Raw genomic sequence first — 10,719 nt, 5'->3', positions numbered from 1 at the left:
ACGCCGCGAGCGGACCCTGGCCGAACGGCCGATTGACTGGGCAGACCGCAGGCCGACGCGACAATCGCCGCGTGCACCGGGCCGTGGTCGCCGCCCGCCGCGACGCCGTCACTCTGTCACTCTTCCACCAGCGCGCGCATATCCACCGTGCGTTCGTTCGTCGCGCTGCGCCGTTTGGCCAGCCACATCATCAGCGTGATGAAGCAGCCGAACACGACAATGATCCATTGCGCCGGCATTTTCGCGGTGAGCAGCAATGCGTACACGCCGAGCATCAGCAGCACGGCCAGGTTCTGGTTGAAATTCTGCACCGCGATCGAATGTCCGGCGGAGAGCAACGTCGCGCCGCGATGCTGAAGAATCGCGTTCATCGGCACGATGAAAAAACCGGATAGCGCGCCGAGCAGGATCATCAACGGATAGGCAAGCAGGATATAGACCGGTGCGACGTACGAGCCGATGTGAATGCCCGCGCCGGCGGGAAACAGGTCCTTGTTGTAGAACGCCATCGCGATCGCCACCGCGCCTGTCAGAATGCCGACCGGCAGCACGCGCAACGAGCCGCGCAACGGAATGAAGGCGGCCGCGGCGGCCGCGCCGAGCGCGATGCCGAGCCCTGTGACGCCCTGCATCACCGCGGCCTTCGACAGCGACAGCCCCAGGTTCACGTTGGCCCATTTGAGGACCAGCAACTGCAGCGTCACCGCGCCGCCCCACATCAGCGTCGTGACCCACAGCGCGATCTGCGCGAGCTTGTCGGCCCACAGCACGTGAAAGCAGTGATGGAAGTCGCTGACCAGCTTGCCCGGCTCGGCGAGGCGGTTTGGATAGCGCGCGCCGGTGTCGGGAATGAAGACGTTGATGGCCGCCGCGATCGCATAGGTGATCATCACCGCGAACATCGCCAGATCGGCGGAGGAGCGGATCAGCGGCAGATGCGTGTGCGCGACGAATTTATCGGCGAAGCTGCTGATCAGTGCGCCGCCCACCATCGTGCCGACGATGGTCGACAGCACGGTGGCCGATTCGAGCCACGCGTTCGCCTTGACGAGTTTTTCCGCGGGCAGCAGTTCGGTGAGAATGCCGTACTTGGCCGGCGAATACGCGGCTGCGCCGAAGCCGACCACGCCGTACGCGATCATCGGGTGGACGCCCGCGATCATCATCAGGCAGCCGCTCGCTTTCAACGCATTGGAGATGAACATCACGTGCCGCTTTTGCAATGCGTCGGCGAATGCGCCCACGAACGGTGCGAGCAACACGTAGGAGACGGTGAAGAAAATCTGCAGCAGCGGCGTGACCCAGGCGGCCGAACGAATCACCGATAGCAACGCGATGGCGGCGATCAACAGGGCATTGTCCGCGAGCGACGAAATGAACTGCGCCGCGATGATCGTGTAGAAGCCTTTTTTCATGAAGCGGATGGGAAGCTGCGCGCAAATCTGGCGCAAAGCGGGGTCGGTGAGGATGCGCGAAACGCAGCCGGCAATCGGACGGGCCGGCGCGGCTTCCCGCTTTGTAGCATGAACGCGTGCGGCATGCAGGCTCGCAAACACAAAAGCGGCCGAAGCCGCTTGTGTGTTCAGGTGCGTCGCGTTCCAGAAACCTTGACTGAACGGCACGAGCCGGCCTTGACAGCCGGCTCGGCAAGACGCCTTAAGCCGGTTGCTGGCGCGTGCGGCTGTAGCGCGACAGGATCGGGACCATCTGCGCATAGATCTTCGGGTTGCCCGCGACGATTTCGCCGACGTGCAGGAAGTTCGAATCGCCCGTGTAGTTGCCGACCAGACCGCCGGCTTCCGTGATCAGCAGGCTGCCCGCGGCGACGTCCCACGCATTCAGGCCTTGCTCGAAGAAGCCGTCCATGCGGCCGGCCGCGACATTGGCGAGATCGAGCGCGGCGGCGCCCGGACGGCGCAGGCCGGCGCAAGCCGTGGTCATTTCGGCGAACTGGCGGCCATACGCTTCAAGGCCATCCGTTTCGCGGAACGGGAAGCCCGTGCCGATCAGGCCGTCGGCCAGCCGGTCGCGCTTGCCCACGCGGATGCGGCGGTCGTTCAGGAACGCGCCACGGCCGCGCGAGGCGGTGAACAGATCGTTGCGGGTCGGATCGTAGATCACCGCCTGGGTCACGATGCCCTTGTGGGCGAGCGCGATCGACACGCAGTAATACGGAAAACCGTGGATGAAATTGGTGGTGCCGTCGAGCGGATCGATGATCCACTGAAATTCGGATTCGTTGTCCGACTTGCCGGATTCTTCCGCGAGGATCGCGTGCTCGGGGTAGGCGGTCTTGAGCGTGTCGATGATCGCCGCTTCGGACGCTTTGTCGATCTCCGTGACGAAATCGTTGTGCTGTTTCTTGCTGACCTGGATGAGATCGAGATCGAGCGATGCGCGGTTGATGATCTGGGCTGCGCGGCGCGCGGCCTTCACAGCGATATTGAGCATGGGATGCATGAGACTGGATCCTTGTGCCGGGGCAGCGCGGCTGCTTGCCGGTAATTGAGCGCTAAGCGTGCGCTGATTGGGCGCCACCGAGAGGCGCGGAAACAACACGGAACGCCCGCCCGATACAGGACCCGGTGCGCATTCCGCCGACGGAGACGAATTGAATAAGAACGAGGCGCCCATGCATGGCCGGACGCGAATCGCGCTATTTTACCTGAGTCCGGGCGTCGAGGCGGTGCGCTTTGCATGGGGTGTCGTCGGGAATGCGCCGCGCGGGCCCGGAACGCGCAAATTCGCGCGGCGTACTTGCGCAGGCCGCGCCTTCGATTCATCCGCATCCACGCGCAATTCGGAGCCGCAGCGGGGTTGGCGCTACCATACGCGTTCTTTAGCTTGCAGAACGCCACCGTGGACCACACCCACTATTCTTCCGATCCCGCCGTGGCCGAGTTGCGCGGCGGCTTCACCTCGACGCGCTTCGTGCTCGTCGAGCCGAGCCATCCGGGCAATGTCGGCGCGGCGGCGCGCGCGCTGAAAACCATGGGGTTCTCGCGTCTCGTGCTCGTGTCGCCGCGCGTTGCGCACGTGCAAAGCGATCCGGAAGCCATCGCGATGGCGAGCGGCGCCGACGACGTGCTGGCGTCCGCGCATGTCGTGCCGACGCTCGCCGAAGCCTTGAGCGGCGTGCATTGGTCGGTCGCGCTGACCGCGCGGCTGCGCGAATACGGCCCCCCCCAATGGACGCCGCGCGCCGCGGCCGGTGTCGCGCGCGAACAGGCGGGGCATGGCGAGATCGCGCTGGTGTTCGGCAACGAGCGCACGGGTCTGTCGAACGAGGACGTGGAGCGTTGCAGCGCGCTCGCGCATATCCCGGCCAATCCGGCCTACAGTTCGCTCAATCTCGCGCAAGCCGTGCAAGTGCTGGCGTATGAATTGCGCACGGCCTATCTGTCCGCGGATGAAGCATCGAGCGCGGCGTCCGCAGTGGCACTAACGGCTGCGGGGCAGGGCGAGCCGGCCGGCCCGCGGGCGGCGAGCGACGAAATCGAAAGCATGTTCACGCATCTGGAAAGCGCGCTGGTTGCGCTCGACTTTCTCGATCCCGCCAATCCGAAGAAACTGATGTCGCGCTTGCGCCGCCTCTTCGCGCGTTCCGGGTTGGAGCGTGAGGAAGTCAATATCGTGCGCGGCATCGCCAAGCACATTCTGTTGAAGACCAAACGTCCCGGCGGCGACGGCGCGTGAGACGCGTAAGGACGCATAAGCGCGAGGCGCGGACGGCTTCCCGATAACGCAACGTGAAGCGCGAATCGCGTGCCGCGAATTCGACGTCGACTCGTCCCGCCACCTTGGCCGTTCTCCAAACGCCGACCTTGCCGGCAGCGTGGACTTCCGGCAGGTTTCGCGCAATCGCCCTACAATCGCTCGAAACGTTCTAAGCAAAGCTGCGGATCTGCTATGCAGCAGCGCCCCGCCGCGCGTGGCTTCGCCGCGCCGGAGGTTTATGGTCCCCCCAATACCGTCCCTGCCATGTTCAAGAGACTTCGCGAAGACATCGCCACGATCCGCGAGCGCGATCCCGCCGCCCGCAGCGCCTGGGAAGTCCTGACGTGTTATCCGGGCCTGCACGCACTCGTATTGCACCGGCTCGCGCATGCATGCTGGCGGGCGCGGCGGCGCTGGCTCGCGCGCTTCGTCTCGCAGATGGCGCGCTTCATGACGGGCATCGAAATTCATCCGGGCGCCACCGTGGGCCGGCGCGTGTTCATCGATCACGGCATGGGGGTGGTGATCGGCGAGACCGCCCAGATCGGCGACGACTGCACGATCTACCAGGGCGTCACGCTCGGCGGCACGTCGCTCACGCGCGGCGCGAAACGGCATCCCACGCTCGAGCGCGGCGTGATCGTCGGGGCGGGGGCGAAGGTGCTGGGCGGCTTCACGATCGGTGAGGAGGCCAAGATCGGTTCGAACGCGGTGGTCACGAAGCCCGTGCCGGCGCGCGGCACGGCGGTGGGCAACCCCGCGCGGATCATCGTTCCGGCGGCGGCAGCCGTCGCTTCGGCGGTGGATTGCGCCGCGTCCGATACTGGATCCAACGGCGCGGCCCGCAACGCAAAACACGTGCCGCAAAGCAGCGCGTTCTGCGCGTACGGCATCACGCCGAATGCGGACGACCCGGTGTCGCTCGCGATCCACGGCCTGATCGATCACGCCGCGACGCAGGCGAAGCGCATCGATGAAATCGTCGACGCGCTGGAGCGGCTGGGCACGAGTCTCGAAGGACTGCAAGGCGCCGATGCGGCGCTGCTCGATCTGCGGCGCCTGTCGGCCGCGATTGCAGGAAAGGAGGAAGGGGTGGCAGCGGAGCGCTGAGGCTTGGCCCCGCGGTGCGAATCAACGAACCGCACGTGCGCAACGGAGCGTTGCCGTAGCCGCCGGTGAGGCACGCGAGCGCGCTCGATGACGACGAGGGCGCCTCGTTCAATCCAGCGGCAGCGCCCGAATCCCTTCGGCGTCGACGCGCAAATACCCGCCACGGCGCTCGCCGTGGTCGAGATCCCAATCCGGCAGTACCCAGCGCATGCCGCCCGGCTCGCGATGCCGCGCCGGCCGGTGCGTGTGTCCGTGGATGATCGTCGCCGCCTTGGACGACTTGAACAGCGCCGCGACGCCCTTCGGCGTCACGTCGTACTTCGGCGAGACCGGCCGCGAGCGGCCTTGCTCGCTTTTCAGGCGCATGTTTTCGGCGAGCGCCTGGCGCCAGCGAAACGGCCATGCGAGAAACAGCATCTGCGCGAAACCGCTGCGCGCAAACCGCCGGAACATCTGATAGCCGCGGTCCGCGGTGCATAAGCGGTCGCCGTGCGCGAGCGCGATGCGCGTGCCGAATGCGGTGATCACGAACGGATCGGGCAGCCAGATCGCGCCGGCTGCTTTCATGAACCGCTTGCCAAGCAGAAAATCGCGATTGCCGTGCATGATGTAGAGCCCGATGCCGCGCTCGGACAACGTGTGCAGCAGCGCCGCCATGCGCGCCGCGAATGGCTCCGCGAGCATGTCGTCGCCGATCCAGTATTCGAACAGGTCGCCGAGAATGAAAACCGAATCGGCCTGTTCGGCGGTGACGTGGATAAAGCGTTCGAAGGCGGAAACCGTATGCGGAATCGCCTCGCTCAAATGAATGTCGGAGAGGAAAAAAAACGGGCGTGCGGCGTGCGGGCGTTTGCCCTCGCCAGGCACGCCCGCGGCGACGCTTCGCAGCGGCTTTTCTTGCAGCATTGAAGGTGCCTGATGTCAGTTCAACGAGTGGGTGCCGAGTAGGTGCCGGGTTGGCGCTTAGTCGACGATCACGGCCTTTTCGATCACGACGTCGTCGACCGGCACGTCCTGATGGAAGCCCTTCGAACCCGTCTTGACCTTCTTGATCTTCTCGACGATGTCCATGCCTTCGACCACCTTGCCGAACACCGCGTAGCCCCAGCCTTGCGGCGTGGGCGACGAGTGGTTCAGGAAGTCGTTGTCGTTCACGTTGATGAAGAATTGCGCGGTTGCCGAGTGCGGATCGTTGGTGCGGGCCATCGCGACCGAGCCGTTGACGTTCTTCAAACCGTTGTTGGCTTCGTTGTTGATCGGCTCGGCCGTCGGCTTCTGCTTCATGCCCGGTTCGAAACCGCCGCCCTGGATCATGAAGCCGTCGATCACGCGGTGGAACACCGTGTTGTCGTAGTGGCCGGCCTTCACGTAGTTGAGGAAGTTTTCAACCGACTTCGGCGCCTTTTCAGCGTCCAGTTCGAGTTTGATGACGCCGTGGTTCGTATGCAGTTCAACCATGATGGAATCCTTTGATGAACGGGGTGGGTAAAAGACGCGGCGAGTCGTCATAGGAAGTTGACGACGGGCCGCGCCGGGGGCGTAGGGTCGGCGCTGACGCGCTTGCACGCGATGCTTCGTGCGGCTGCCTGACTGGCAACTCCGGTGCGAACCTCAGTGCAAAGCCTGGTGCGAGCTCCTGTGCGAACTTTCGTGCGCTTACTTGCCGACCACCGTGGCCGACTCGATCACGACCGCCTTTTGCGGCACGTCGCTCATCGGGCCGCGCGTGGTGGTGGGCGTGCCTTCGATCTTCTTCACGACCTCCATGCCGGACGTGACCTTGCCGAACACCGCGTAGCCGTTGCCGTCGGGATTCGGATAATCGAGGCCGGCGTTGTCCACCGTGTTGATGAAGAACTGCGCGGTGGCCGAATTCGGGTCGCTGGTGCGCGCCATGGCTAGCGTGCCGGCCATGTTCTTCAGACCGTTACGGCTTTCGAGCGGAATCGGCGCGCGCGTGGGCTTCTCGGCAAAGCTCTGCGTGTAACCGCCGCCCTGAATCATGAAGCCGCGAATCACGCGATGGAAAATCGTGCCGCTGTATTGGCCGGACTTCACGTAGTCGAGGAAATTGGCGACTGTCTTCGGCGCTTTCTCAGGATACAACTCGACGCGGATGTCGCCTTCCGATGTCTTGAAGAGGACGGACGGATGCGCGGCTTGCGAACCGGACTGGGCAAATGCGGGTGCGTTTGCGATCAGGGCGGCGCTGCCGAGCGCCAACATCAACCATTTCATGAAAATCCTCGGGGTTGGAAAAAACGTGGTGCCGGATAAGGGACGGCTTTACCGCGACGGCGCCATGTAAGGCGGCATGGCGAGCGAGCCGTTCGCGCCGCCGTACTGGAAGCTCGGCGTTTCCGTGATGTTCGACGTGGCGCGCGCGGTGTAGTCTTCTTGCGGCGTGACGGCGGCTTTCTTCGCCGGCTTTGCGGTCTTGGGCGGCGAGACGATATTCTGGATGTCAGTGAGGCGCTGCGTGGTCGTGGCGCTTACTTTGCCGAGACTCTGCGCGCGACGGTAGGCTTCGTTGGCCATGCGCAAATACAGGTCGCCGAGGTTCTCGTACGCGAGACCGTAGCCGGGGTTCACCTTGGTCGCCGTTTCGAGCGCGGCGCGCGCCTCGGTATAACGGCCGTGCTTCGCGTAGAGCGTGGCGAGGTTGTTATACGGCTCGGGCAACTCGGGGTAGGTTTGCGTGAGTTCAGTGAACGCGGTGATCGCCTCGTCGTCGCGATTCAGGTGGGCCAGCACCGTGCCGCGCTTGAACTTTGCCTGCGCGTCCTGCGGATGCGACGCGATGCGCGCGTCGAGCTGGGCGAGGGAAGCTTCCCAGTTCTTCTGCGCAATCGACGCGTCGATCTCCGGCGTGTTGTCGCGCACGGCGGGGCCTTGCGGCATCGGCGCGGCTCGCTGCGCGTATGCCGCGGTGCCCGGTGCAACCGTGAGAGCGACGGCGCAAAAGGCCGTCGCGGCGAGGGTCGCAGCGCTGCGCGCGCGGCCGCTGGAAGGTTTCATAGGCTCGGGTCTGGATGTTATACTCCGAGCCATTCTAACAAAAGGTCTGCGCGTTCCGTCGAACCGCCGGCTGTCTTTTCGCCACTCGTGGTCGTCTCCGCCTTGATCGTAGACTGAGCGCAACCTGACTTGCAGCCCGAGCGCCGCACCAGGTGCACCGGTTTGCTGCTGTGCGTGTTGCTGTACAGAGCGCACCCGTCGTCTTTTCGCGGGGCACGTCATGTACCAAGCCGCGGCACGAAACACATTGCGGATTTCTTTCGGCCCACGCACCGCTCTCTATGGAATCACTGCGCATCTACAACACGCTCGCGCGTGACAAGCAAACTTTCGTGCCGCTGCAAGAGGGCGTCGTGCGGATGTACGTCTGCGGGATGACCGTGTACGACTATTGTCACGTCGGTCATGCGCGGGTGATGGTCGTGTTCGATATCGTGCAGCGGTGGTTGCGCACGCTCGGTTACGAAGTGACCTACGTGCGCAACATCACGGATATCGACGACAAGATCATCCGGCGCGCGGTCGAGAACGGCGAGACGATCAAATCACTGACCGACCGCTTCATCAACGCGTTGCATGAAGACGCGGACGCGCTCGGCATCGAGCGGCCGGACCTCGAACCGCGCGCCACCGATTTCATTCCGCAGATGCTCGGCATGATCGAGACGCTCGAGGCGAACGGCTACGCGTACCAGGCGAGCGACGGCGACGTGAACTACGCGGTGCGCAAGTTCGCGGGCTACGGCAAGCTCTCGGGCAAGTCGCTCGAAGACCTGCGCGCCGGCGAGCGCGTCGCGGCCAACGACGCGAAACAAGACCGGCTCGACTTCGTGCTGTGGAAGCAGGCGAAGCCCGACGAGCCCGCCGACACCGGCTGGGATTCGAAGTACGGGCGCGGCCGTCCCGGCTGGCATATCGAATGCTCGGCGATGGGCTGCACGTTGCTCGGCGAGCGTTTCGACATTCATGGCGGCGGGCAGGACCTGCAGTTTCCGCACCATGAAAACGAAATCGCGCAAAGTGAAGCCGCTACCGGCCAAACCTTCGTCAATTACTGGATGCACAACGGCTACGTGCAGATCGACAATGAGAAGATGTCGAAGTCGTTGAATAACTTCTTTACGATTCGAGAAGTTTTGGCGCAGTACGATGCCGAGGTCGTGCGGTTTTTTATCGCACGCGCGCACTACCGTTCGCCGTTAAATTACAGCGACGTGCATATCGACGACGCCCGCAACGCCCTCACGCGTTTGTACACCGCACTGAAGGACGTCACGCCGGACGGCGCCGCGCTCGACTGGAACGAAGCGCATGCGCAGCGTTTCCAGGCAGCAATGAACGACGACTTCAACACGCCGGTTGCGGTATCGGTGCTGTTTGAGTTGGCAACTGAAGTAAACCGCACGCGCGACCCCGCGCTGGCCCGTCAGTTGCGCTCGCTCGGGCGGGTGATCGGACTGCTCGGCCGCGAGCCGCGTGCATACCTGCAGCAGGCAGCGGGGGCAGCAGCCGAAGGCGCGCTCGACGCCGCCGCGATCGAAGCGAAGATCGCCGCGCGCGTGGCCGCCAAGCAGGCGAAGGACTATGCGGCAGCAGACCGGCTCCGGGCGGAATTGCTCGAGGCCGGCGTTGCACTTGAAGACAAACCCGGCGGATTGACCGAGTGGCGGCGCGTGTGAGCGCACCTCGAGCTTCCCTTTGATCGACTCGCCAGGCAGGAGGCAGGATGGCAACGGCCACGAAGACGCCGGCTAAACGAGCCACGTCTCAAACAAACGCGGCAGCCGCGGCAAAGTCGACACGAACGTCGGCTCGCGCGGGCAGCAGCGCGGTGAAGAAAGTATCGTCGAAAGCCGCTGGAGCGCCGGCGAAGACCGGCGCGAGCGCAGCGGCGGGCGCAACGAAAAAGGCCGCCGTCAAACGCGCGCTCAACGGCGCATCGGCGCATGCCCATGCGCCTGTGGCGAAGCGCGCCAAAACGCCGTCGCGTACAGTGCGGGCAAAAAGCAATGGTGCCTTGCCGCCCGAACTCGCGGGCGACGTGCAGGAACTCGCGCGCGACACGCACGAAGGCGAAGTCGTGCGCAAGACGCGCGTGTCCTCGAATGCGGGCGGGCCAGCCGCCAGCGCAACCGAAGTGGCGGTGCCGGTGCAGATCGGCGGCCTCACGCCTGAAGTCACGCGTCCGGCGTATTGGGACAAGGCGTGTGCGGACCTCGTCAAGCGCGATCGTATTCTGAAGAAACTGATTCCGAAATTTGGCCCGGTGCATTTGCTGAGCCGTGGCGATCCGTTCGTCACGCTTGCGCGTTCGGTGGTCGGGCAGCAGATTTCGGTGGCGTCCGCACAAGCGGTCTGGGCAAGAGTCGAGGCGGCGTGTTCGAAGCTCGTGCCGCAGCAGTTCATCAAGCTCGGTCAGGAAAAGCTCACCGCGTGCGGGTTGTCCAAGCGCAAGGCGGAGTATGTGCTCGATCTCGCGCAGCATTTCGTCTCCGGGGCATTGCACGTCGGCAAGTGGACCTCGATGGAAGACGAGGCGGTGATCGCCGAGCTCACGCAGATTCGCGGCATCGGCCGGTGGACCGCGGAGATGTTCCTGATCTTCAACCTGTCGCGCCCGGACGTCCTGCCGCTCGACGACCTGGGCCTGATCCGCGCGATCAGCGTCAACTACTTCAGCGGTGAACCGGTTACGCGTAGCGAGGCGCGCGAGGTCGCGGCAAACTGGGAGCCGTGGCGCACCGTTGCCACCTGGTATATGTGGCGTAGTCTTGATCCATTGCCGGTCGATTACTGAAAAACAGGAAGTGACGCCTTTCAGAAACTATCAATTGTAAAAAATTGATAGTTGCGAGATGGTTTTGATATCGGCGG

At 64.2% G+C, this 10,719-nt stretch carries 10 protein-coding genes; 4 read left to right on the top strand and 6 right to left on the bottom strand.

Annotation, left to right across the window (positions count from 1 at the left end; all coding sequences use genetic code 11):
- Positions 1–116: 116 nt before the first annotated feature.
- Positions 117–1,415: a lysophospholipid transporter LplT gene (lplT, locus tag ACTJLC_RS01970; protein WP_310129347.1), complete on the bottom strand. Its 1,299-nt coding sequence runs from the start codon at positions 1,413–1,415 to the stop codon at positions 117–119.
- Positions 1,416–1,656: 241 nt separating this feature from the next.
- Positions 1,657–2,460, bottom strand: a complete 804-nt coding sequence (locus ACTJLC_RS01965; RefSeq protein ID WP_073427610.1) for an inositol monophosphatase family protein — start codon at positions 2,458–2,460, stop codon at positions 1,657–1,659.
- A gap of 399 nt (positions 2,461–2,859) precedes the next feature.
- On the opposite strand from ACTJLC_RS01965, the gene ACTJLC_RS01960 reads away from it, so the two are divergent.
- Together ACTJLC_RS01960 and cysE are read left to right on the top strand one after the other, a co-directional pair.
- Entirely contained in the window at positions 2,860–3,696 is an 837-nt protein-coding gene (locus tag ACTJLC_RS01960) for an RNA methyltransferase (protein WP_114163467.1), read from the top strand.
- Between the two features lie 285 nt (positions 3,697–3,981).
- Positions 3,982–4,827, top strand: coding sequence for a serine O-acetyltransferase (gene cysE, locus ACTJLC_RS01955; RefSeq protein WP_310129119.1), 846 nt, complete (start codon positions 3,982–3,984; stop codon positions 4,825–4,827).
- A 108-nt stretch (positions 4,828–4,935) separates the two neighbouring features.
- Here the strand turns inward: cysE and ACTJLC_RS01950 are convergent, their stop codons facing one another.
- The 4 genes from ACTJLC_RS01950 to ACTJLC_RS01935 all read right to left on the bottom strand — a co-directional run bounded on the left by ACTJLC_RS01950 (position 4,936) and on the right by ACTJLC_RS01935 (position 7,845).
- Positions 4,936–5,733: a UDP-2,3-diacylglucosamine diphosphatase gene (locus ACTJLC_RS01950; RefSeq protein ID WP_310129117.1), complete on the bottom strand. Its 798-nt coding sequence runs from the start codon at positions 5,731–5,733 to the stop codon at positions 4,936–4,938.
- Positions 5,734–5,790: 57 nt separating this feature from the next.
- A complete protein-coding gene (locus ACTJLC_RS01945) occupies positions 5,791–6,285 on the bottom strand; it encodes a peptidylprolyl isomerase (RefSeq protein ID WP_020065568.1) in 495 nt (164 codons plus the stop codon).
- Positions 6,286–6,483: 198 nt separating this feature from the next.
- Positions 6,484–7,065, bottom strand: coding sequence for a peptidylprolyl isomerase (locus tag ACTJLC_RS01940; RefSeq protein WP_073427613.1), 582 nt, complete (start codon positions 7,063–7,065; stop codon positions 6,484–6,486).
- 48 nt (positions 7,066–7,113) lie between these two features.
- A complete protein-coding gene (locus ACTJLC_RS01935) occupies positions 7,114–7,845 on the bottom strand; it encodes a tetratricopeptide repeat protein (protein ID WP_073427614.1) in 732 nt (243 codons plus the stop codon).
- Between the two features lie 281 nt (positions 7,846–8,126).
- Between ACTJLC_RS01935 and cysS the strand changes: the two genes are divergently transcribed.
- Both cysS and ACTJLC_RS01925 read left to right on the top strand, forming a co-directional pair.
- The gene (cysS, locus tag ACTJLC_RS01930) at positions 8,127–9,524 is read left to right on the top strand and encodes a cysteine--tRNA ligase (protein ID WP_073427615.1); all 1,398 of its coding nucleotides are present in this window, start codon (positions 8,127–8,129) and stop codon (positions 9,522–9,524) included.
- Between the two features lie 47 nt (positions 9,525–9,571).
- A complete protein-coding gene (locus tag ACTJLC_RS01925) occupies positions 9,572–10,642 on the top strand; it encodes an endonuclease III domain-containing protein (RefSeq protein ID WP_073427616.1) in 1,071 nt (356 codons plus the stop codon).
- Positions 10,643–10,719 lie beyond the last annotated feature (77 nt).

The sequence above is a fragment of the Paraburkholderia sp. 22099 genome, assembly GCF_052045835.1.
Taxonomy (GTDB): Bacteria; Pseudomonadota; Gammaproteobacteria; order Burkholderiales; family Burkholderiaceae; genus Paraburkholderia; species Paraburkholderia terricola.
The sequence above is the reverse complement of the archived record's forward strand: the minus strand, read 5'-3'. Positions and strand labels throughout refer to the sequence as shown.

Bases quoted from the DNA above. Each gene is read 5' to 3' on its own strand.
- ACTJLC_RS01940 (WP_073427613.1), bottom strand. From the start codon at position 7,065: ATGAAATGGTTGATGTTGGCGCTCGGCAGCGCCGCCCTGATCGCAAAC.
- ACTJLC_RS01965 (WP_073427610.1), bottom strand. From the start codon at position 2,460: ATGCATCCCATGCTCAATATCGCTGTGAAGGCCGCGCGCCGCGCAGCC.
- lplT (WP_310129347.1), bottom strand. From the start codon at position 1,415: ATGAAAAAAGGCTTCTACACGATCATCGCGGCGCAGTTCATTTCGTCG.
- ACTJLC_RS01935 (WP_073427614.1), bottom strand. From the start codon at position 7,845: ATGAAACCTTCCAGCGGCCGCGCGCGCAGCGCTGCGACCCTCGCCGCG.
- ACTJLC_RS01945 (WP_020065568.1), bottom strand. From the start codon at position 6,285: ATGGTTGAACTGCATACGAACCACGGCGTCATCAAACTCGAACTGGAC.
- cysE (WP_310129119.1), top strand. From the start codon at position 3,982: ATGTTCAAGAGACTTCGCGAAGACATCGCCACGATCCGCGAGCGCGAT.
- cysS (WP_073427615.1), top strand. From the start codon at position 8,127: ATGGAATCACTGCGCATCTACAACACGCTCGCGCGTGACAAGCAAACT.
- ACTJLC_RS01925 (WP_073427616.1), top strand. From the start codon at position 9,572: ATGGCAACGGCCACGAAGACGCCGGCTAAACGAGCCACGTCTCAAACA.
- ACTJLC_RS01950 (WP_310129117.1), bottom strand. From the start codon at position 5,733: ATGCTGCAAGAAAAGCCGCTGCGAAGCGTCGCCGCGGGCGTGCCTGGC.